The following is a 21,532-nucleotide window of genomic DNA, read 5'->3' on the forward strand; positions in this document are numbered from 1 at the left end:
CGACGGGAACAGCCGGCGCAGCTCGTTCTGGATCAGCGGGGAGTACTGGATGACGAGCGCCACGCCGGAGGCGGCGAGGACGCCGGGCAGCGAGTCCAGGATCCGGCGGCGCAGCCCGGGCTCCAGCGAGGTGAAGGGCAGGGCGCACACGAGGACGTCGGCCTTCTCGCCGTCCAGGTGGTCGTGCAGGTTCTCCGCGGAGTCGGCCACCACCTGCAGCCGCGGGTCGTCGAAGCGCTCCTCGAGCAGGCGGGCGAGCCGGGGGTCGATCTCCAGCGCGAGCAGCCGGGCGTCCGGCCCCATCCGCGCCAGGATCTCGCCGGTCTGCGACCCGGTGCCCGCACCCAGCTCCACCACCAGGCGGGCGCCCGGCACGTCGCCCATGTCGAGCATGTCCCGTACGGCCAGCCGCGAGGTGGGCAGGATCGCCCCCACCTGCCGGGGGTTCGCCGCGAATGCGCGGAGGAATCGGAGCCGATCTGCCAGTTGCTGGTTCATGCACGCCTTCCGGGACCGTCGGAGCGGGTCCCGTACCCGGCCCCCGGCGTGCACGATCGCACGACGGGGCAGTCACGTGCGACCCCGACGAGGGAGACGGCGGGCCGGAGATCAGGGGTGATCACCCCACAGCGCCTCCCGGCAGCGTAGGGTCCTCCCTGGTCGCTGTTGTGCCTCTGCCTCGTTCTTGGACGTCCGCAGTCGTCTCTGCCTGACGTTCCTCTCGGTCCTGCCGGTCGGTGCGGCGGCCCGAAGATCCGCATCGGCGGATCCGGACACCATCTGCACGGAATGAGAAACAGCATGGCTCAGGGCACTGTGAAGTGGTTCAACGCGGAGAAGGGCTTCGGGTTCATCGCCCAGGACGGCGGCGGCGCCGACGTCTTCTGCCACTACTCCGCCATCGTCTCCGAGGGCTACAAGTCCCTGGACGAGGGCCAGCAGGTCGAGTTCGACGTCACGCAGGGCCAGAAGGGCCCCCAGGCGGAGAACGTCCGCGCTATCTGATCCACCCGCACTCCCGGACGGGGGTCACGGCGCCGAGCGCCGTGGCCCCCGTTCTGCATGTCACCCCGGTGCCGAAACCGCCATTTCGGCACCAGGGGACATCGGTCGGCGGCGGCGCCATGGGGGCGCCGTAACGTTCAGGGCATGAGCCGCACGCACCCCGAACTCCGCACCCCGCCGGCCCTGCCCGACGGCGGCCTGCGCGTGATCGCCCTGGGGGGTCTCGGCGAGATCGGTCGCAACATGACCGTCTTCGAGCACGCCGGCAAGCTGCTGATCGTCGACATCGGCGTGCTGTTCCCCGAGGAGCACCAGCCCGGGATCGACGTCATCCTCCCGGACTTCACCTCGATCCGGGACCGGCTGGACGACGTCGTCGCCATCGTGCTGACCCACGGCCACGAGGACCACATCGGCGGGGTGCCCTACCTGCTGCGGGAGCGCGCCGACATCCCGCTGGTCGGCTCGCGGCTCACGCTGGCCTTCATCGAGGCCAAGCTCAAGGAGCACCGGATCACCCCCGTGAAGGTCGAGGTGGCCGAGGGCGACCTCGTCGAGTTCGGGCCGTTCGACCTGGAGTTCCTCGCCGTCAACCACTCCATCCCGGACGCCCTCGCCGTGGCGATCCGCACCGCCGCGGGCCTGGTGCTGCACACCGGCGACTTCAAGATGGACCAGTTCCCCCTGGACCGGCGGATCACCGACCTGCGCGGCTTCGCCCGGCTCGGCGAGGAGGGCGTGGACCTCTTCCTGACCGACTCGACGAACGCCGAGGTCCCCGGCTTCACGATGTCGGAGGGCGAACTGGTCCCCGCGATCGAGAAGGTCTTCCGGACCGCCCCCCGACGGGTCATCGTCTCCAGCTTCGCCAGCCACGTGCACCGCATCCAGCAGGTGCTCGACCAGGCGCACGCGCACGGCCGGAAAGTCGCCTTCGTCGGCCGGTCGATGGTCCGCAACATGGGCATCGCCCGCGACCTCGGCTACCTCGACGTGCCCGACGGTCTGGTGGTGGACATGAAGGTGCTGGAGAAGCTGCCGGCCGACCAGGTCTGCCTCGTCTGCACCGGGTCGCAGGGCGAACCCATGGCGGCGCTCTCCCGGATGGCCAACCGCGACCACGTCATCCGCATCACCGAGGGCGACACCGTGCTGCTGGCCAGCTCGCTCATCCCGGGCAACGAGAACGCGATCTACCGGGTCATCAACGAGCTCACCCGCTGGGGCGCGACCGTCGTCCACAAGGGCAACGCCAAGGTGCACGTCTCCGGTCACGCCAGCGCCGGCGAGCTCGTCTACTGCTACAACATCGTCAAGCCCCGCAACGTCATGCCGGTGCACGGCGAGTGGCGGCACCTGCGCGCGAACGGTGACCTGGCGATCCGCACGGGTGTCCACCCGAAGGGCGTCGTCATCGCCGAGGACGGCTTCGCCGTCGACCTCGTCGCCGGACGGGTCCGGATCGCGGGCAAGGTCCCGGCCGGCAACGTCTACGTGGACGGCGAGACGGTCGGCGGGGCGACCGAGGCGCACCTCAAGGACCGGCGGAACCTCGCCGAGGAGGGCGTCATCACCGTCGTCGCCATCGTGGACGCCGACACCGGCATGCTGGCCGAGCCGCCGGACTTCCTCGCCCGCGGCTTCGCCCATGACGAGAAGACCTTCGAGGCCGTCGTCCCGCTGATCGAGAAGGCGCTGGCGAAGGCAGCCGAGGAGGGAGTCGGTGGCGCGACGCAGCTCGAGCAGCTGATCTCCCGTGCCGTCGGTCAGTGGGCCCACCGGTCCGGACGGCGCAGCCCGATGATCATCCCGATCGTCATCGACGCCTGACCCGCCGGCCGTCCGGACGACGTTCCCGCGGGGGACAGTGGGTACACGAGGAGATCGAGGAGGGGCGATGGACTACCTGCGCCGCATGCAGCTGGAACGGCCCGTCCTGTTCTGGGTCGTCACGCTGGTCGCTCTCCTCGTCGCGTTCCAGCTCCTGGTATTCGTCGCCGGGCTCCTCCTGGGGCCGTTCGGCGTGCCGTCCTGGGCACCGCTGGTCATCGTCATCGGCGTCCTGGTCCTCATCGCGCGCCGTCAGCAGCGCTAGCGACGCGCGTCGCACGTCGTCACGAGGGTGCACTCCGACGCCCTCGACCAGCTGACGGACGCCGTCCTCGCCGCCGACCACCTCGGCGAGGTCGCCGACCACCTGATCGGCCACTTCGTCGACCGCGCGCGGCGGTCCGGCGCGTCGTGGTCGGAGATCGGCCGGAGCATGGGCGTCAGCAAGCAGGCGGCGCAAAGCGGTTCGTCGCGAAGGGCGAGGCGCCCCGCCTCGACCCCGCCGAGGGCTTCAGCCGCTTCACGGCGCGGGCGCGCAACGTCGTGATGACCGGCCAGGACGAGGCGCGCGCCGCGGGCAACGTCACCATCACCCCCGCGCACCTGGTGCTGGGCCTGCTCAGCGAGCCCGAGGGCCTCGGTGCGAAGGCGGTGACCGGCCAGGGCGTCGACCCCGAGCGGGTGCGGAGCACCGCCGTCGCGACGTTGCCGGCCGCCGTCGGCGAGATCCCCGAGCTCATCCCGTTCGACGCGCAGGCGCAGAAGGCGCTCGAGCTCACGTTCCGCGTCGCTCTCCGGCTGGGCCACGACTACATCGGCACGGAGCACATCCTGCTGGCCCTGCTGGACGCCGAGGATGGCACCGGCGTGCTGGCCGGCCTGGGCGTCGACCGCGACCGGGCCGAGGCCGACGTCACCGCCGCCGTCGCGGCGCTGGCGGCCGCCCACCGGGCCGGCTGACCGCGCCTGCCCGGGCGCGGACCGCGCGTCGGGGAGGATGCGCCGGTGCATGTCGAGACGGTGCTGCTGCTCGTCCTGGGTGCGGTGGCGGTCATCGTCGCGGTGCGCTGGGTCGCCGACCGGACGGGGCTGCCGGCCGCCGCCCTGCTGACCCTCATCGGGATCCTCTACGCGGTCCTGCCGGGCCCCAACATCACGCTCAGCCCCGACCTGGTCCTCACCCTCGTCCTGCCACCGCTGCTGTACAGCGCCGCCCTGGACGCGTCACTGGGGGCCATCCGTCGCAACCTGCGCACGGTGGTGAGCCTCTCGGTGCTGCTGGTCCTGGCCACCGCCCTGCTCATCGGCCTCGGCTTCGCCCTGTTCGTCGCCGGCGCGACCCTGGCCGCCGGCATCGCGCTCGGCGCGGCCGTCGCTCCTCCGGACCCGGTCGCCGCGCTGGCCGTCGGCCGGAAGGCGGGCCTGCCGCCCCGGCTGGTCACCCTCATCCAGGGCGAGGGGCTGCTCAACGACGCCACCGCGCTCACGATCCTGGGGGTCGCGATCACGGCGGCCACCGGCGGGGACTTCTCCGCCCCCGGGGCCCTCGGCGAGTTCGTCCTGGCCGCGGCCGGCGGGATCGCGGCGGGGATGGTCGTCGCCGTGGCGGTCCGCCCGCTCCGGCGGCTGCGCAGCGACCCGCTCTCGTCGAACGCGATCTCCCTCGCCACGCCGTTCGTCGCCTACCTGCTGGGCGAGGCGGTGCACGTCTCCGGGGTGCTGGCCGTCGTGGTCGCCGGCCTCGTCATCGGGCACCACAACCCGAGCTGGGCGTCCGGGGCCAGCCGGCTGCAGACCAATGCCGTCTGGCGGCTCGTCGACTTCCTGCTCGAGGGCTTCGTCTTCCTGCTCATCGGCCAGCAGCTGCCCGCCGTCATCGACGGGCTGGGCCGGTACGCGACCTCCACCATCGTGACGGCGGCCGGGATCACCGTCGGCGTCGTCCTGCTGCTCCGGCCGCTGTGGCTGTGGCTGACCGAGCACCTGCCCCAGTCGCTGCACATGCGCCTCACGGACCAGGACCTCGACGGGGACGGCGAGCCCGACGCCGCACGTCGCCAGCCCGGGAGGCTGTCGGGCCGCGAGATCGTCGTCCTGAGCTGGGCCGGGACCCGCGGCGTGATCAGCCTCGCGGCGATCTTCGCCCTGCCGCTCACCACCGACACCGGGGCGCCGTTCCCCGACCGGGAGCTCCTGCTCGTCTGCGCGTTCCTCGCCGTCCTGGTCACCCTCGTGGGCCAGGGGCTCACGTTCGCGCCGCTGGTGCGCGCCCTGGGCCTGCGTGCCGACCAGGCCGACGAGGCGCGCCTGCGCAACCAGGCGCGGATGGCCGCCGTCGAGTCCGCACTGGAACTGCTCGACGAGGCAGCACACGAGAAGCACGACGACGTCGAGGACCAGGCGATCATCGCGCTCCGGGCGCAGATGAACGCCCGGCTCGCCCGCTACCGCGCCCGGCTGGAGCTGCTGGAGAACGCCGAGGCCGGGGAGATCCCCATGTCGCCGCAGTACGAGGCGAATCTCCGCCTGCGGCGGGCGGTCATCGGCGCCCAGCGCGACGAGCTGCTGCGCTGGCGGGACCTCGGCCGGCTCCCCGACGAGAGCCTGCGCATCCTCGAGCGCGAGCTCGACCACGAGGAGGGACTGCTGCCCGCCCGCAGCCCGTCCTGAGCCGCTGGGTCAGAGCCGTTCGTCGAGATGGACGGTGACGCTGTCGCCGGGTTTCTTGCCGATGGCCTGTTGGACGTCGGCCTTCACCGGCAGCTTGTGCGTGCCGTCGCCCAGCGCCATGAACGAGCTCTCGAACGGGTGCCCGTCCACGCTCCCTCGCACCTTCACGAGGCCGCGGGTACCGAAGTACTCGGCCGACCCGGGCATCTGGACGTAGGTCCAGCCGCCCTTCGCGGGGCTCTGCACGAGCGCCGCGGTGAACTCGGTGTCCAGCGGACCTGCCTTCGACGCCATGACCCGGCCTCCCTGTCCCGTCGGTGCATCCTGCCGGGGAAGACCGCCGTCCCCGGCAGAACTCATCGCGGCTGGAGGACGAAGTCGTAGCGGGCCTCCAGCCACGGGACGTCGGCGGTGCCGCCGTCCGGCGTCGGACCCGGCTCCCGCTCGTCGAACCGCACCACGAGCTCCTGCTTGGTGCCGAAGACGACGTCGCTGTCGAGGTACTCGGCGCCCTCCTGGAACAGGTGCGTGATCAGTGGCTCGTAGCCGGGCACGTTGATCAGGAAGTGGATGTGCGCCGGCCGGAAGTGGCTGATCGCGGTGCGCCCGATGAGGTCGCCGACCGGGCCGTCCATCGGGATCGTGTAGCCGAACGGGGCGATCGTGCGGACGCAGTAGCCGCCGTCCTCCCGCGTCGTGTACTTCGCGCGCAGCCGTGCCTCGTCGATGTCGGAGTGCTGCGACTCGTACAGCCCCTCGGCGTCGGCCTGCCACACGTCCAGCACCCCGCCGGGGACGGGCTGCCCGGCCAGGTCCCGCACCGTGCCGTGCAGGTAGAGCGGGGTGCCGGTGAGCCCCTCCGACATGTCCTCGCCGTAGCCGAGCTGCGGGGAACCCTCGATGTGGAACGGGCCCAGGACCGTGGCCGGCGTCGCGGCCGGGTCGAACCGGTGGTTCATCTGCACGACGAGCATCGACAGCCCGAGCACGTCCGAGGCGAGGATGAACTCCTCGCGCTTCTCGTTGCTGATCTGCCCCGCCGTGGTCAGCCACCGCATCGCGGCCATCCACTCGGCCTCGGTCAGCCGGACCTCGCGCGCGAAGTCGTGCACGTGCCGGACCAGCGCGGTCATCAGCTCGGCCAGGCGCGGGTCCTCCGCGGTCGCCCAGCGCTCGACGGCGAGGTCGGTGATGTTGTCCTCGGTGACCAGCTGCACGGGATCCTCCTGAGGTCGGCCCGGCCGGCGGGCGCCGGCCGTGGGAGATCACGGTTCAGGGCGTGAGCACCAGGCGCACGCCCGCACTTCCTTCTGCCTGACGCCGCCAGGCGCCCTCGACGTCGGACAGCGGCAGCACCTCGTGCGCCACCGCCAGGCGGCCCGCCGCCGCATGCTCCACCACCGCGGCCAGAGCCGCCCGCCGATCGGCCGGCGTGAGGGCGGCGTTCGTGTAACCGAGGACGTCGGCGGTCCGGCTGCGCAGGACGGCCGAGGAGAACTCGGCGACGTCCCCCGACGAGCCGCCGAGGTTGACCAGCCGGCCCCGCGGGGCGAGCACCCGGGACGCGGCGGTCGCCGCGATGCCGAAGACCGGGTCGATGACGACGTCCACGCTCCCGCCCACGGCGTCCTGGAAGCGGGCCGTGAGGTCGTCGACGTCGCCGGTCAGCGGGACGACCTCGTCGGCTCCGGCGAGGCGGGCCCGCTCCTGGGCCTCCTTCGACCGGGCGACGGCGACGACCCGGCCGGCACCCAGCACCCTGGCCGCACCGATGGCCGCCTGGCCGACCGCTCCTCCGCCGCCGAGCACCAGGACCCGCTCACCCGGCAGCAGCTGCGCACGCGCGGTGAGGCACATCCACGCGGCAACACCGGACATCCCGACCGCCGCCAGCGGGGCGTCGGCGACGTCGAGCTCGATGACCATGACGTCGTCGTCACGGACGAGACACCGCTCGGCGAGGCTGCCGTCCCCCGGCACCATGCCGGCGTTCGTCGAGAAGAAGACCCGCGCTCCCAGTGGGAGTGAGTCCGACCGCTCGACGACGCCGACCCCCTGGACGCCCGGGACGTACGGCGTCGCCGGCCGGCCGAAGTACGACGTCCCGGAGGCGCACAGCTGGTCGAGGGGCACGATCGGCGCCGCCGTCACGGCGACCAGGGTGTGCCCGGCGACCGGCGAGGGGTCCGGGTGCTCCGCCCATGCAGGTGCCTGGCCGGGCTGGGTGAGGACGGCGGCGCGCATCGGTTCCCCTCAGTCCGCGGGGTCGACGTAGACGGCGTTGCGGTCGACGGCGAGGTAGGCGGCCATCCCGATCGGACGGCGGCGCTCCTCGGCGAGCTGCCCGAGCAGGCCCGCGGCCCGGGCCAGCAGCGCGAAGCCGCGCAGCATCTCCACCGGGAGTCCGAGGTCGGCCAGCGCGGCACCGCAGACCCCGGCGCCGTTGAGCGGCAGCCGGCGTCCCAGCACCTGCTCGTGCACCCGCCCGATCGCCTCGAACAGCCGCAGGTGCGGCCCGCGCAGCCCTTCCTCCTCCGCGATGGCGATGAGCACGGGGGTGCGCGGATCGCCGGCCTTGTGCACGGGGTGGCCGAGCCCGGGCACGAAGCGGCCGGCGGCCCGGGTCGCCTGCACGGCCGTGAGCGCGAGGGCGTCCCACCCCGCGTCGTCCTCCGGGTGGACGTCGACGTCGTCGAGGACGGCGTGCAGGTAGGCCCCGCAGTCCTCCGTCACGCCGAGGAACCGCGAGCCGCCACCCAGCAGGCCGGCAGCCAGCGCCCCCTGCAGGGAATCCGGCGCCGACAGGTAGGTGAGCCGCGCCGCGATCGCGGTCGGCGTGAACCCGTGGTCGGCGAGTGCGACCAGCACCGCTTCGAAGACCCGGGTCTCCGACGGCGTCGGACGGCGCATGCTGACCAGCCAGAAGGCCAGTTCGCCGAACCCGACCGTGCCCATGAGGTCGGCGGTGAGGTCCTGCCCGAGCAGGCGGATCTCGTCGGCCGTCGACGTCCCGAGCGAGGTCGGGAACGACAGGGGCGTGCCGTCGGTGCTCATGCGGAGTCCTCCTCCCGCCCGGCGGCCAGCCAGCTCCGGATCTCGTCGCCGTGCTGGTCGAGCGTGGGTGGGGGGAGGCGGTAGGTCGCCTCCGTCGCCGAGAAGGTGATCGGGTTGCGCACCGACGGGACGGCGGCGGGCCCGTCGCCCACCGTCACCACTGGGTCGAGGCCGATCTCCTCGGCGAACGCCACGCCCTGGTCGATCGTGTTGATCGGCCCGCACGGCACCCCGGCCCCGATGATCTCGCGGAACCAGTCCATCTTCGAGCGGGTCCGCAGCCGCTCGACCAGCAGGGGCCGGAGCTCGTCGCGGTTGGCCGTGCGGTCCTCGTTGCGGGAGAAGCGAGGGTCCTCGACCAGCTCCGGCAGACCGAGCACCTCGCACAGCCGCCGGAACTGCCCGTCGTTGCCGGCGGTGATGATCAGTTCCCCGTCGGCACAGGGCAGCGGCTCGTACGGGAAGAGGCTGGGGTGGCTGTTGCCCATCCGGAAGGGCACCACTCCCCCGGCGACGAACGCGCTGGTCTGGTTCACCAGGCCCGACAGCGCCGAGGACAGCAGGTTCACCTCGACGTGCTGCCCGCGGCCCGTCCGGTGCCGGTGGTCGAGCGCCGCGAGGACGCCGATGGTGGCGTGCAGGCCGGCCATGACGTCGAAGAGGGCCACCCCCGCCCGGTAGGGCTCGCCCTCGGTCTCGCCGGTGAGGCTCATGAAGCCCGAGATCGCCTGGACGATCAGGTCGTACCCGGGCAGCGACGCGCCGCCGGGCCCGCTGCCGAACCCGCTGATCGAGGCGTAGACGACGCCCGGGTTGACCGCGGCCACGCTCTCGTAGTCCAGGCCGAACCGGCCCAGGCCCCCGGGCTTGAAGTTCTCGACGAGGACGTCGGCCCGGCGGGCCAGCTCCCGGGCGAGCTCCCGATCGCCGGCGTCCTTCAGGTCGAGGGCGACCGACCGCTTGTTCCGGTTCACGCCGAGGTAGTAGGTCGCCACCCCGTCCCGCACGGGCGGCTGCCAGGTCCGGGTGTCGTCGCCGCCGGGCCCCTCGACCTTGACCACCTCTGCCCCGAGGTCGGCCAGCAGCATGGTGCTGTACGGGCCGGCCAGGATGCGGGAGAAGTCGGCGACGAGCAGGCCCGCCAGCGGTCCACCGCGGGCGGTCTCCGGCGGCGCTCCTGAGGTCATCGGCGCTCCGGCCCCCTCCCAGGCGGTGGGTCCGCGGACATCCGTCCGGCCGCGGCGTGGAGGCAGTCTCGCGATCCCTTCCGAGCCGTGTCAACAGGGAGCAAGCGTGCCGCTGGGGGCTCTTGACAGGCCTCCGGCGGAGGGTCGAGTGTGTCCCGCACGGCACGGGTGACCGGTGTGCGGACACTCGTCCGATCCGAGACGACGATGTCCAGGAGAGACGATGACGCAGGCCGAGCCCGCTCCCTCCCCCGACCGCCCGATCGTCTTCCGCGGCGGCACCGTGCTGACGATGGACGCATCGTCGACCGTACTGACCGACGCCGACGTGCTCGTGGTCGGTGACCGCATCGCGGAGGTGGGTCCGCGGCTCGAGGTGCCCGAGGGCACCCAGGAGATCGACGCCCGCGGCGGCATCGTGATGCCCGGCATGATCGACACCCACCGGCACATGTGGCAGACCGCCATGCGCGGCTACGGCGCCGACTGGACGCTGACCCAGTACTTCGTCTGGTACTACCTCGAGCACGGGAAGAAGTTCCGCCCGGAGGACATCGCCGCCGGCAACCGGCTGGCCGCCATCGAGTCCCTGGACGCCGGTGTGACCACGACGGTCGACTGGTCGCACAACCTGCACACCATCGACCACGGCGAGGCCGCTCTCGACGCACTCCGCTCGGTGCCCGGCCGCTTCTTCCTGGCCTACGGCAACATCCAGGCCGGCCCCTGGGAGTGGACGGCCGACCCCGCCGTCCGCGCACTGCTGGAGCGGCTGCGCGACGATGCCGACGACCGGATGGGCGTGCAGATAGCCTTCGACGTCACGGGTGACCCCGCGTTCCCGGAGAAGGCGGCGTTCGAGGTCGCGCGCGAGCTCGGCATCCCCGTGACGACGCACGCCGGCGTGTGGGGCGCCACCAACGACGACGGCATCCGGCTCATGCACGAGAACGGGTTCATGACGCCGGAGACCATCTACGTGCACGCGTCGACCCTCACCCGCGACAGCTACCAGCGGATCGCCGCGACCGGCGGCTCCATCTCCGTGGCGACCGAGTCCGAGTGCAGCGCCGGGCAGGGCCATGCGCCCACCGAGCAGGTCCTGCAGTACGGGATCCCGGTGTCGCTGTCGATGGACACGAGCGTCTGGTGGAGCGGGGACATGTTCTCCGCCATGCGGGCGACGCTCAACGCCGACCGGATGGCCCAGCACATGGACGCCCACCTCAAGGGCGACACGATCACGCACCTGCGGTTGCGCGCGCAGCAGGTGGTCGAGTGGACGACCCGTGGCGGGGCGCACGCCCTCGGCCGCGACGACCTCGGCAGCCTCGAGAAGGGCAAGAAGGCCGACGTCGTCCTGATCAAGAACGACAGCTCCCCGGTGTCCTTCCCGCTGCTCAACCCGTTCGGCCACGTGGCCTTCCAGGCGCAGCGCGGCGACGTGCACACGGTGCTGGTGGACGGCCGGGCCGTGAAGTTCGCGCACGAACTGGTCGGCATCGACCTGGCACCGGTGCGGCGGGAGATCGAGTCGACGATCGAGTACCTGAAGGGCGCGTGCGGGGAGGAGACCTGGCAGCAGGGCATGTTCCCCGAGATGCCGGACGCCGAGGCGGCGATCCTCGACAATCCGTACCAGTACACCGACTACGTGGACGAGGGAAAGCGCGCCGGCGGCGAGGAGCGCGTCCTCGGCCGCTGAAGGAGGTGCACATGGCGGGACGCGGGACGGGGCCGGACTTCGTCGAGGCGCTGGCGCGCGGGCTCGACGTCCTCACCTGCTTCGACGCCGACCGCCGCTCGATGTCCCTCGCCGAGGTCGCGACCGCCGCGGGCCTGGCGCGCCCGACCGCCCGGCGGCTGCTGCTGACGCTGGAGGAGCTGGGCTACGTGCGTTCCGCGGGCGGTGCCTTCGCCCTCACCCCGAGGGTGCTCGCCCTGGGCATGGCCTACGTCGGCTCGCTCGGACTGTGGGACATCGCCCGTCCGCACCTCGAGCAGCTCGTCGCCGCCACGGGCGAGTCGTCGTCCATGTCGCAGCTCGACGGCTCGGACATCGTCTACGTCGCCCGCGTCGCGGTGCCCAGGATCATCACGCTGCGGGTGGAGATCGGCACCCGGTTCCCCGCCGTCCAGACCTCGCAGGGCAAGGTTCTGCTCGCCGCGCTGTCGCCCGACGAGCTCCCGGCCACCCTCGCCGTGCCGAGCCGCTCGGGGCTGCCGCCCTGCATCGGACGGACCGACGGGCAGCTGGAGCGCGAGCTGACCGAGGTGCGCGCCCGGGGCTGGGCGCTGGCCGACGAGGAGCTCGCGCCCGGCGTGCGCTCGGTCGCCGTCCCCGTCCGGGACGGCACCGGCGCCGTCCGGGCGGCGGCGAACGTGACCGTGCACGCGGCCGAGACCTCCACCGACCGGCTGCTCGGCGAGCACCTGCCGCGGTTGCTGCGCACGGCCGGCGACATCAGCGCCGAATGGGCGCTCTGGCAGTCCCGCCCGCACGTGGAGGCCGCCCGGCGGGCGGCGGACGGCACAGCCTCTGCCTGAGGTCACGGGAACTGCTCCGGCGGTCCCGCGTCCCGGCGCAGATCTCGCTGGTACCACACGACATCGTGCCAGCGGCCGTGCTTCCAACCCACCCGCCGGTAGGTGCCGACCTCGTCGAAGCCCAGCGCCCGGTGCAGGCCGGTGCTCGCGTCGTTGGGCAGCGCGATCCCGGCCAGCACGGTGCGGATCCCGCGGGCGGCGAGACGGTCGAACAGTGCGGCGTACAGCGTGCGGCCGGCTCCCGTCCGCCGGCGGCCCGGCTCCAGGTAGACGCTGACCGACGCCGACCACGAGTAGGCGGCGCGGGCCATGAAGGGGCCGCCGTAGGCATACCCGGTGACCGTGCCGTCGTCGTCGAGGACCAGCCAGGCGTGCCGGCGCTGGGCCTCGGCGATCCGGCCGGCCATCTCCTCCGCCGTGGGCGGCTCGGTCTCGAAGGAGATCGCGGTGTGGCGCACGTAGGGCTCGTAGATCGCCGCGCACCGCGCGGCGTCGGCCGGCCCCGCATCCCGCACCGTCGTCCCGTCCCGGTCGGTCATGTGCCGCATCCTGCCTGCCAGGCAGTCCACAGCTCGCGTCCAGCCCGGTCCCGGCCGGCGCGGGCACGGTGCGGAGGCATGGACGACGACTTCCGCGACTGGTTGTTCGATCCGCCGACCGCGCACCGCCTGGTGCTGGCCCACCGGCCGGCCCGGGCGACGGCGGTCACGTGCGTGGTCTCCGACGTCGTGTGGCAGGAGGTGGTCGGGCTCCTCCGCTGGGCGACGGCGAGCACCGGCGGGGTCCACGGCCTCGAGTCGGGACGCTGGTGGCGCCTCGCTGCGGCCTGCGCCGACCTCCTCCGCCGGCTGCCGGCGTTCGGGGACGAGCTGGGCCGACCCTGGCGCCCGGCTGTACCGATCCCCGAGCAGGCGCTCGCCGGCACCGAGCGGGTGGCGCAGGTGACCGGCCGCCTGGCCGCGCTGCTGAGGTCGGCCGATCCGTTGCCGCTCGCCCGGCTGGCCGTCGAGATCGACGAGCTGGGGGCCGCGGCGATCAGCGCCTACGCGGACGAGGCGTCGTGGACCGTCCCCGGGACGACGTCGTGACGCCCTCGCGCCGCACCCTCGACACCGGGCTCGTCGTCGCCGCCGCCGCCGTCGCACTCCTCACCCTGCTCCCCGCCGGGCGCGGCTGGGCCTGGGGCGCACCGCTCAGCGAGATCCGCTGGTACGTCTCCGGCTGGGACTCGCCGACCGCGATGCTGCAGCTCACCGGCAACCTGGTCCTGCTCGCACCGCTGGCCGCCCTGGCCGTGTTCCGGTGGCCGGCGCTCGCCTCGCCCTACCGGCTCGCGGCGGCCGCACTGGGCGCCGGCGCCCAGATCGAGCTGCTCCAGTGGCTGCTGCCGCTGGGCCGGGTGGTCTCGCCGCTGGACGCCCTGCTCAACGCGACCGGCGCGCTGGTCACCGGCCTGGTGGTGCAGCAGCTGCGGTATCCGCTGACGACGGTGAAGCGCTGAACATCCGCGTCGCGAGTTCGACGAGCAGCGCACCCGTCGCACCCAGCGCCCCAGCGAGGAGGAGCGCGTCGGGGGTGACCACCAGCAGCACGACGTCCTCGCCGATCGACGGTATCGCGACGACTCCGACGGCGATCGCGGCCATGGCACCGATCAGCGCTGCCTTCCAGGCCGTGAGCGGCCGGGCGAGGATCACCAGCGTCCAGAGCGCGACGACCAGGACGACGACGGTGGCCACGGTGCGCGCGCCCTCGATCCCGGACTCCGGCTCGAGCCACCGCGCCATCGCGTACCCGCCGTAGGCGGCAGCGCCGGTGATGAGGCCGACCGGGACCGAGAACCGCAGCACGCGGTGCAGGAAGCCGGGCACGTAGCGGCGGCGGTTGGGCCCGAGCGCGAGGAAGAACCCCGGGACGCCGATCGTGACCGTGGAGATCAGCGTGAGCTGGATCGGCGCCAGCGGATAGGCGCTCAGGGTGGCGACCGTGATCAGCGCCATCACCAGCGCGTAGATGTTCTTGACGAGGAAGAGGTTCGCGGCCCGCTCGATGTTCGCGATCACGCGGCGCCCCTCGGCGACCGCGTCCGGGAGGTGGGCGAAGCGGCCGTCGAGGAGCACCAGCTGCGCCACCGCACGCGTGGCCGGCGATCCGTTGCCCATCGCGACCCCGATGTCGGCGTCCTTGAGCGCGAGCGCGTCGTTGACGCCGTCCCCCGTCATCGCGACGACGTGTCCCCGGGACTGCAGCGCCCGCACCATCGCGCGCTTCTGGTGCGGGGTGACCCGGCCGAAGGCGCTGTGCGCCTCCATCGCGTCGGCGAGCCCTCCGTCGTCCTCCGGGAGGGTCCTCGCGTCGACGGCGTCGCCGGCACCGCGGACCCCGGGGACGCCGACGGTCGCCGCCACCACTCCGACGGTGCGCGGGTTGTCGCCGGAGATCACCTTGAGCGCGACACCCTGGTCGGTGAAGTACCGCAGCACCTCCGCGGCGTCGTCCCGGATCCGCTCGGCGAGCAGCACGAGGGTCACCGGGACGAGGCCGTCGGGCAGCCCGGCGTCGCCGTCCACGAGGACCGGCTCGTGCCTGCTGCGCGCGAGCAGCAGCACGCGACGACCCTCCGCCGCCAGGGCGTCGGCCCGTGCGCGGGCCGCGGCCTCCTCCCTGCCGGCAGGAGCGGGGAGCACCATCTCGGGCGCGCCGAGCACCCACGTGACGCCGTCGCCGGTCCGGACCGCCGACCACTTGCGCGCGGAGGAGAACGGGACGGAGGCGAGCGGGCGCCCGTCGGCCGGGAAGGCGTGGGCGAGCGCGGCGGCCGTGGCGTTCGCGCCGTCCGCCGCGGCCAGCATGCCGAGGACGCGTGGCACCTCGCCGTCGGACGTCGCGCCGTCGAGCCCGACCAGCCGGTCGAACCGGACGTCGCCGTGGGTGAGGGTCCCGGTCTTGTCGAGGCAGACGACGTCCACGCGCGCCAGGCCCTCGACCGCGGGCAGCTCCTGGACCAGCGTCGACCGGCGGGCCAGACCCACCGTCGCGACGAGGAACGCCAGCGTGGTCAGGAGCACCAGCCCCTCGGGGACCATCCCGACCAGCGCAGCGACGGTACCGGTGACGGCGTCCCGCCAATCCTCGTTCTCGTCCGTCTGGAACTGGCTCCACAGCACGGCCGGGCCGACCAGGACGAGCATGAGGGCGATGCCGCGCAGCAGGCGGTTGGTGCCGGCGACCAGCTCGGAGTACGTGGTGGTGAACCGCCGCGCCTCGGTGGCCAGGCGGGCGGCGTAGGAGTCGTCGCCGACGGCGGTGGTCTGGGCGCGACCGCTGCCGGCGACGACGATCGAGCCCGACATCACCGCGTCACCGGGGGCCTTCGGGACCGGCTCGGACTCGCCGGTCAGCAGCGACTCGTCGACCGTCAACCCGGCCGACGACCGGACGACGCCGTCGGCGGGCACCTGGTCCCCCGCCTGCAGCTCCAGGAGGTCGTCGAGCACGACGTCGGCGACCGGCAGCTCCCGCTCGGCCCCGTCGCGGACCGCCCGGGCGCGCGGAGCGTTGAGGACGGCGAGGCGGTCCAGGGTCCGCTTGGCCCGCAGCTCCTGGACGATCCCGATGACGGCGTTGGCGACGACCACGCCGCCGAACAGGGCGTTCTGCCAGCGGCCGGTGAGGATCACCACTACGAACAGGGCGGTGAGCAGGCCGTTGAACACGGTGAAGACGTTCGACCGCACGATGTGGCCGACCGTCCGGCTGGTCCGCACCGTCGTCGCGTTGGTGCGGCCGTCGGCCACCCGCTCGGCGACCTGGGCAGCGGTCAGCCCCGAGGGCGGCGTCTCCGCCGGTCTCGCGACCTCCCGGATGGTCGGGCCGGACACCGCCGCGCCTCCGGCGTCGTCAGTTCTGCACCGTGCGCGCCGCGACGAGTTCCCCCTCGCTGAAGCCCTGCACCTGCACCACGCGCGCCCCTCCGCAGTCGTCGAAGCTCAGTTCCTTGGCGCCGTCGGTGACGTCGCTGCTCCCGCGCGGCCGGCCGTCGAGGTAGACGTCGATCCGGTCGAGGCCGGCGAGCGTCAGCTTCAGGATCAGGTGGTTGGCGCGGCTCGCCGTGGTCAGGTCCAGTCGCCGCCTCGGCCGGCCGGCGAGCAGCGTGCCCGCCTTCTCCATCAGGTCGACGTTGCCCTCCAGCACGTCGCGGCGGGTCATCTCGTGCCGGACGTCGGGGCGCACCCCGAGGTCCTCGACGGGCGTCCCGGCGAGCGCGCCCACGCGCAGTGTGCGCCGGATCGACACCCGCATGTCGGCCTGCTTGGGCAGGGGCACGTACGGAGTGGCGGCGTCCGGCGGGACGTCGCGCAGCGCCTTCAGCAGGCCGTGGGTCCAGACGTTCGCGCCACCGGCACCGGTGTTGTCGTCGACGCCGAGCACCGGGCCGATCTCGTGGTCCTGGAAGCCCGCGGAGAAGATGTCGGTCGCCGAGTAGCACCGCGCATCGGTGATCAGGACGACCGGCCCGAAGTAGCGCTGACCGATCGCGTTGGCGCCGTCCTCGGGCGTGATCGGGAAGGCCGACGAGTAGATGGAGCCGGTCTCCACGGACTGCTCCATGGAGGGGAACCACGGTCCGAGGTCGATCTGGTTCGTCGGGTTCTTGGCGTGCCGCCGGCAGATCTCCAGGTTCAGCGGGGTGCAGATGAACTGCACCGGCTCCGGCGTGATCCGCCGCGGCGTCAGCGTCTGCAGCGTGAACTCGCTGGCGAAGATGTGGCCGCCGCCGTTGCCGCGGACGTCGAGGATCAGCCCGTCCTGGGGCAGCAGCTCCACCAGCCGGACGAACTCGGCCACGAACGCGGCCGGATCGGGGACGTTGAACGTGAAGATGCGCAGGTGGCCGAAGGTGCCCGCCGCCGTCTGCACGCTGCGCGCACGGAACACCAGCGGCATCGTCGACGGCACGTCGGCCCCGGCGGCGGCCGGCTCGGTGGACAGCTCGATGGCGATGTTGCCGAGGGACTGCTCGACAGCGCGCGGGGCATAGAGCAGCGCGCGCGCCCGCCCGGTCTCGTCGGCGTGCAGGTCCAGCCCCATGGAGGCGGCGGCGGTCGTCACCTCCGCGTCGTCGGCGGCCATGGCCGGGGCGTTGGGGGCGACCAGCCACGGCTCGCGCAGCTCGCGCCGCACGCCGCCGGCGTCGAGGTAGCTGACCGTCACCCACTCCTCGTCCGGCGGGAGGTGCAGCCGCAGGGAGCGGATGGTCAGGGAGTCGACGCCGCGGGCCAGGCGCGCGGGCATGTTGCTGCCGGCGAAGCGGTCTGCAGCCACCGCCACCGCCCGCTCGATCGGCATGCCGTTCCAGTGCGTGATCTCCACGCCCACCTGGAAGCCGGGCGCGGACAGGCCGTCGGCGATGCGGCTGACGATGTACGTCGTGCGGCCGCCGTCCGCGCACTTCTCCACCTGGAACGGCAGGTAGGCGATCTGACCGGCGAACGGGGCGGGCAGCAGGTAGTTGGTGTGCAGGTCGCGCACCGAGTGGAAGATCGCCGACATCTCCATGTGGAAGATGCGCTCCGGGTCCATCGTGGCGTCGGTCTGCCGCTGCAGCCGCGCGCGCAGCAGCCGCAGGCGCTGGACCGGGTTCACGGCGTGCATCGCCGACTTCAGCGGCAGGTGCACGTAGTTGCCCTCGAGCATGAGCAGCGCCTGCCCGACGATGACCAGCCGTTCGGCGTGGGTCAGGGTTCCGGCGTTCTTGATGAACTCGTGCAGCGGGACCGAGCCCGCCACCGCCTCGTCGCCGGCGCCGAACTGCACCGTGAGATCGGCGGGGAGCAGGTCCTCGCTCCGGGACTCCATCGCCCGCCGAGGGGCGGGCATCTCGACATAGGTGGCCAGCGTCATCGCGTTCGCCTCGTCCGTGCGGCTGCTGCGCGCAGCGTTCCCCCGAGACCGGTCGGTCTCTGCCGCGAGGTCTACCGACGCCGGCGTCACCGGAGCGTCACACGGCAACCGCTGGTCCGGACTCAGGTCCCTATCGGCGGCCCGACGATGATCTCGGTGCCGTCGGGGCGGTAGGTGCGCCCTCGGCCGTCGGGTGGTCGTTCGACCCGGAAGCCGTGGTGGACCTTGGTGTGGTGTCGTTCGCAGAGCAGCGCGGAGTTGGCTCGGGCTCCGCAGCCGGTGACCACGCAGGTGCGGTCCCGGGCTTCGACGGCCCGGCGCAGGTGCGGTGGGACGGCGCGGTGGGTGCGGCCCAGGTCGAGCGGGATGCTGTCGGGGCCGAGGGCGATCCGGCTGATGCTGCCGTCGCGGGCGAGCATCCGGGCGCGGGCGGCGGAGAGCAGCGCGCCGAAGCCGGTGGTGGCGGTGGCCGGGCCGGTGGCGGGGTCGGCCAGGTCGTCGCGGTCGATGCGGACGACGACGTGCAGGCTGACGGTGCGCAGCACCGGCAGTCCGCCGGTGGCCAGCGCGGTGTCGGCCAGCTGCACGAACGCGTCGCCCAGCTGCTGGGCGGGTATGGCCATCCCCAGGGGCCCGCGGCGGGCTTGCGAGTCGTGGTGTGCTCGGAGGCCTGAACGCAGTCGGCGGCGAACGCGTCGAGAGCCGACTGCAGCTCGCCCATGACGCCTACAGACGTGGGGTCCACGGCACTAACCTTCCCCGGTGGCCTTCGCGTTCACCCAGCGCACGCCGCAGGGGCCTCTCGCCCGGTACGTCGAGTCGATCTGGCACGCCCGCGGGCAGATCCCGTACGCGCGCGAGCGGATCGCTCCCACCGGGTCCACCGTGGCCGGGATCGTGCTGGGTGCCCCGATCCGGCAGATCCCGGACGGCGGTGCCCCGTTCCTTGCGGTGACCGGCTTCCTGATCGGCCCGCACGACCGCCCGATCGTGAACGAGCCGACGGCGGAGACCCACTGCGTGGGCATCGTCACCACGCCGATCGGCTGCCGGGCGGTGTTCGGCGTCGATCCCGCCGGGCTGCGCGGGCGGGTGGTGGACCTGCCGGCCGCCTGGCCGGGCGCGGCGGCGCTGCGGCAGGACCTGCTCGGGACCGACGGGCCGGCACGCATGCTGGCGGCCACCGCGGAGACGCTGTCAGCGGGGCTCGACGAGTCCGACCACGGCGTGGACCGCTGCGCCGCCGCCGTGGCGATGCTGGAGGACTCCCCCGCCCGGCCGATCGGCGACGTGGCCGCCGAGCTCGGCGTCTCGCACGGGCACCTCGACCGCTAGTTCACCCGGGTCGTCGGCCTCAGCCCGCGCACGCTCGCCCGGGTGCTGCGCGTGCGCCGGCTGCTGGAGCAGATCGACGTCTCCGACCGGGTGGCCTGGACCCGGCTGGCCGCCGACCTCGGCTGGTACGACCAGGCGCACCTCATCCGGGACGTCACCCGGCACACCGGCGTCCCCCCTTCGGCGTACGTCGCGGCGCAGCGGCGGTTCCTCGCGCCCGACGACCTCACCCCGGGCTTCGTGCCCGGCGTGTGAAGTCCGTCCAAGACCTCGCCGGGCGGGACGACCACGGTGGGCCCATGAGCCGTGCGTTCTCCGTGACCCGTTCCGTCGATCGGCCCGTCGAGGAGGTCTGGCGGCAGCTGACCGACTGGAACCGGGCGGCCGGCTGGCTGGGCGTGGACAGCATCCGGGCCGACGGGCCCACCCAGGTGGGGACGACGCTGCGCTTCGTCACCCGGGGCAAGGAGCGGACCAGCGAGATCGCCGAGCTCTCCCCGGGCCGGTCGATCACGCTGCGCTCCCGGCAGGGCGGCGTCACGGCCGACTACCGCTACACCGTCGAACCGGCTGGGAACGGCAGCCGCGTCGGCCTCACCGCCGACGTCCGCACGCGGGGCGCGTGGTCGCTGGCCGCACCGATGATCCGGACGGCCATCCGGGGGACCGACTCCGGCCAGCTCGACGCGCTCGACCGGGAGCTGACCGCCCGCTGACCGCACCGGTCGCGGGGCTGTCTACGGTCTTGCCCCGTGGTGAACGTCCTCTCGATCCAGTCGCACGTCGCGTACGGGCACGTCGGCAACTCCTCCGCGGTCTTCCCGCTCCAGCGCCTCGGGATCGAGGTGTGGCCGGTGCACACCGTGCAGTTCTCCAACCACACCGGCTACGGCGAGTGGACCGGACGCGTCTTCGACGGCCAGGCCGTCGAGGAGGTTGTGCAGGGCATCGCGGACCGCGGCGTCCTCGATCGCTGCGACGCGGTGCTCTCGGGCTACCTCGGGTCGGCCGACATCGGGCACGCCGTCGTCCAGACGGTCGGACGGGTGCGGGACGCCAACCGCGACGCCGTCTACTGCTGCGACCCGGTGATCGGCGACGTCGGCCGCGGCATCTTCGTCCGTCCCGGGATCGAGGACTTCATGCGCGAGGTCGCCGTCCCGGCCGCCGATCTCGTGACGCCCAACCACTTCGAGCTCGACCTGCTCTCCGGACGGACGACGGAGTCGTTGCCGGCGGTGAAGGACGCGGTGGCCGCGGTCCAGGCACTCGGGCCGTCCGTCGTGCTCACGACGTCCCTGGTCACGGACGACACCCCGGACGACGCGGTCGACCTGCTCGCGTCGGAGGGCGGCCGACACTTCATGGTCCGCACGCCCCGCCTCGGCGTCTCGGTGAACGGCGCCGGGGACGCGATCGCCGCGCTGTTCCTTGCGCACTGGCTGGACACCCGGTCGGCCGGGGAGGCCCTCGGCCGCGCCGCCGCGTCGGTGTTCTGCCTGCTCCAGCGCACGGAGGACGCGGGCTCGCGGGAGATCCTGCTCGTCGCCGCGCAGGAGGAGTTCGTCACTCCCACGCGCACGTTCGAGGTCACCGAGGTCTGAGCCCGTACCCTGGACCCGGTGAGCGCAGCCCCCGTCGAGCAGGCCATCGGCGGCAGCGCCACCACCGACGTCCTCCGGCAGGCCTCGCGGCGGCGGACGTTCGCCGTCATCAGCCACCCGGACGCCGGCAAGTCGACGCTCACCGAGGCGCTCGCGCTGCACGCCCGGGTGATCGGCCAGGCCGGTGCGGTGCACGGCAAGGCCGGCCGCCGCGGGACGGTGTCGGACTGGATGGACATGGAGCGCGACCGCGGCATCTCCATCACCTCGGCGGCGCTCCAGTTCGAGTACCAGGACGCGGTCATCAACCTGCTCGACACCCCGGGCCACGCCGACTTCTCGGAGGACACCTACCGCGTCCTCACCGCGGTCGACGCCGCCGTGATGCTGATCGAC

The 21,532-nt window shown here is 73.1% G+C and carries 23 protein-coding genes and 1 pseudogene; 14 read left to right on the forward strand and 10 right to left on the reverse strand.

Annotation, left to right across the window (positions count from 1 at the left end):
• Positions 1-498 (reverse strand): methyltransferase domain-containing protein (locus tag E4P40_RS17460; RefSeq protein WP_135159771.1); only part of this gene is annotated, 498 nt, incomplete at its 3' end.
• Between the two features lie 303 nt (positions 499-801).
• Between E4P40_RS17460 and E4P40_RS17465 the strand changes: the two genes are divergently transcribed.
• The 5 genes from E4P40_RS17465 to E4P40_RS17485 all read left to right on the forward strand — a co-directional run bounded on the left by E4P40_RS17465 (position 802) and on the right by E4P40_RS17485 (position 5,505).
• On the forward strand, positions 802-1,005 hold the full coding sequence (locus E4P40_RS17465) for a cold-shock protein (RefSeq protein WP_029336827.1): 204 nt from the start codon (positions 802-804) through the stop codon (positions 1,003-1,005).
• 144 nt (positions 1,006-1,149) lie between these two features.
• Positions 1,150-2,835: a ribonuclease J gene (locus E4P40_RS17470; protein WP_135159772.1), complete on the forward strand. Its 1,686-nt coding sequence runs from the start codon at positions 1,150-1,152 to the stop codon at positions 2,833-2,835.
• A gap of 67 nt (positions 2,836-2,902) precedes the next feature.
• Complete coding sequence (locus E4P40_RS17475) at positions 2,903-3,100, forward strand: hypothetical protein (RefSeq protein WP_135159773.1); 198 nt, start codon at positions 2,903-2,905, stop codon at positions 3,098-3,100.
• A 146-nt stretch (positions 3,101-3,246) separates the two neighbouring features.
• Positions 3,247-3,795, forward strand: a complete 549-nt coding sequence (locus E4P40_RS17480) for a Clp protease N-terminal domain-containing protein (protein WP_245160408.1) — start codon at positions 3,247-3,249, stop codon at positions 3,793-3,795.
• Positions 3,796-3,840: 45 nt separating this feature from the next.
• Complete coding sequence (locus E4P40_RS17485; RefSeq protein ID WP_135159774.1) at positions 3,841-5,505, forward strand: Na+/H+ antiporter; 1,665 nt, start codon at positions 3,841-3,843, stop codon at positions 5,503-5,505.
• 9 nt (positions 5,506-5,514) lie between these two features.
• On the opposite strand, the gene E4P40_RS17490 is transcribed toward E4P40_RS17485, so the two are convergent.
• From E4P40_RS17490 to E4P40_RS17510, 5 genes are all read right to left on the reverse strand, one after another.
• Entirely contained in the window at positions 5,515-5,799 is a 285-nt protein-coding gene (locus E4P40_RS17490; RefSeq protein WP_135159775.1) for a DUF1905 domain-containing protein, read from the reverse strand.
• Between the two features lie 62 nt (positions 5,800-5,861).
• Positions 5,862-6,722, reverse strand: coding sequence for a dioxygenase (locus tag E4P40_RS17495; RefSeq protein ID WP_135159776.1), 861 nt, complete (start codon positions 6,720-6,722; stop codon positions 5,862-5,864).
• 55 nt (positions 6,723-6,777) lie between these two features.
• The gene (locus E4P40_RS17500) at positions 6,778-7,749 is read right to left on the reverse strand and encodes a zinc-binding dehydrogenase (protein WP_135159777.1); all 972 of its coding nucleotides are present in this window, start codon (positions 7,747-7,749) and stop codon (positions 6,778-6,780) included.
• Positions 7,750-7,758: 9 nt separating this feature from the next.
• Positions 7,759-8,559 carry a citryl-CoA lyase gene (locus E4P40_RS17505; protein WP_135159778.1) on the reverse strand — a complete coding sequence of 267 codons (801 nt, stop codon included), beginning with the start codon at positions 8,557-8,559 and terminating at the stop codon, positions 7,759-7,761.
• On the reverse strand, positions 8,556-9,746 hold the full coding sequence (locus E4P40_RS17510; protein ID WP_135159779.1) for a CaiB/BaiF CoA-transferase family protein: 1,191 nt from the start codon (positions 9,744-9,746) through the stop codon (positions 8,556-8,558). The genes E4P40_RS17505 and E4P40_RS17510 overlap by 4 nt, the downstream gene beginning before the upstream one ends.
• A gap of 223 nt (positions 9,747-9,969) precedes the next feature.
• Between E4P40_RS17510 and E4P40_RS17515 the strand changes: the two genes are divergently transcribed.
• Positions 9,970-11,451, forward strand: coding sequence for an amidohydrolase family protein (locus E4P40_RS17515; protein WP_135159780.1), 1,482 nt, complete (start codon positions 9,970-9,972; stop codon positions 11,449-11,451).
• Positions 11,452-11,462: 11 nt separating this feature from the next.
• Positions 11,463-12,293 (forward strand): IclR family transcriptional regulator C-terminal domain-containing protein, encoded by an 831-nt coding sequence (locus E4P40_RS17520; RefSeq protein WP_135159781.1) that lies wholly within the window; start codon positions 11,463-11,465, stop codon positions 12,291-12,293.
• A gap of 2 nt (positions 12,294-12,295) precedes the next feature.
• Here the strand turns inward: E4P40_RS17520 and E4P40_RS17525 are convergent, their stop codons facing one another.
• Positions 12,296-12,832, reverse strand: a complete 537-nt coding sequence (locus E4P40_RS17525) for a GNAT family N-acetyltransferase (RefSeq protein WP_135159782.1) — start codon at positions 12,830-12,832, stop codon at positions 12,296-12,298.
• 78 nt (positions 12,833-12,910) lie between these two features.
• On the opposite strand from E4P40_RS17525, the gene E4P40_RS17530 reads away from it, so the two are divergent.
• Together E4P40_RS17530 and E4P40_RS17535 are read left to right on the forward strand one after the other, a co-directional pair.
• Entirely contained in the window at positions 12,911-13,381 is a 471-nt protein-coding gene (locus E4P40_RS17530) for a hypothetical protein (RefSeq protein WP_135159783.1), read from the forward strand.
• On the forward strand, positions 13,354-13,794 hold the full coding sequence (locus E4P40_RS17535) for a VanZ family protein (protein WP_245160409.1): 441 nt from the start codon (positions 13,354-13,356) through the stop codon (positions 13,792-13,794). The genes E4P40_RS17530 and E4P40_RS17535 overlap by 28 nt, the downstream gene beginning before the upstream one ends.
• On the opposite strand, the gene E4P40_RS17540 is transcribed toward E4P40_RS17535, so the two are convergent.
• The 3 genes from E4P40_RS17540 to E4P40_RS17550 form a co-directional block, all read right to left on the reverse strand.
• Positions 13,739-16,174, reverse strand: coding sequence for an HAD-IC family P-type ATPase (locus tag E4P40_RS17540; protein ID WP_135159784.1), 2,436 nt, complete (start codon positions 16,172-16,174; stop codon positions 13,739-13,741). The genes E4P40_RS17535 and E4P40_RS17540 overlap by 56 nt on opposite strands.
• 19 nt (positions 16,175-16,193) lie before the next feature.
• Positions 16,194-18,197, reverse strand: a complete 2,004-nt coding sequence (locus E4P40_RS17545) for a S41 family peptidase (protein ID WP_209305386.1) — start codon at positions 18,195-18,197, stop codon at positions 16,194-16,196.
• 122 nt (positions 18,198-18,319) lie between these two features.
• Positions 18,320-18,820, reverse strand: a complete 501-nt coding sequence (locus tag E4P40_RS17550) for a DUF222 domain-containing protein (protein ID WP_135159785.1) — start codon at positions 18,818-18,820, stop codon at positions 18,320-18,322.
• 139 nt (positions 18,821-18,959) lie between these two features.
• On the opposite strand from E4P40_RS17550, the gene E4P40_RS17555 reads away from it, so the two are divergent.
• The 5 genes and pseudogenes from E4P40_RS17555 to E4P40_RS17575 all read left to right on the forward strand — a co-directional run.
• Complete coding sequence (locus tag E4P40_RS17555) at positions 18,960-19,532, forward strand: DUF6597 domain-containing transcriptional factor (protein ID WP_135159786.1); 573 nt, start codon at positions 18,960-18,962, stop codon at positions 19,530-19,532.
• Between the two features lie 12 nt (positions 19,533-19,544).
• A pseudogene (locus E4P40_RS17560) lies at positions 19,545-19,787 on the forward strand (helix-turn-helix domain-containing protein); the annotation flags it as partial.
• 44 nt (positions 19,788-19,831) lie between these two features.
• Complete coding sequence (locus tag E4P40_RS17565; RefSeq protein ID WP_135159788.1) at positions 19,832-20,248, forward strand: SRPBCC family protein; 417 nt, start codon at positions 19,832-19,834, stop codon at positions 20,246-20,248.
• 36 nt (positions 20,249-20,284) lie between these two features.
• Positions 20,285-21,136, forward strand: a complete 852-nt coding sequence (gene pdxY, locus E4P40_RS17570; RefSeq protein ID WP_209305387.1) for a pyridoxal kinase PdxY — start codon at positions 20,285-20,287, stop codon at positions 21,134-21,136.
• Positions 21,137-21,181: 45 nt separating this feature from the next.
• Positions 21,182-21,532 (forward strand): GTP-binding protein (locus E4P40_RS17575; RefSeq protein WP_135159792.1); only part of this gene is annotated, 351 nt, incomplete at its 3' end.

Source organism: Blastococcus sp. CT_GayMR20 (assembly GCF_004570345.1).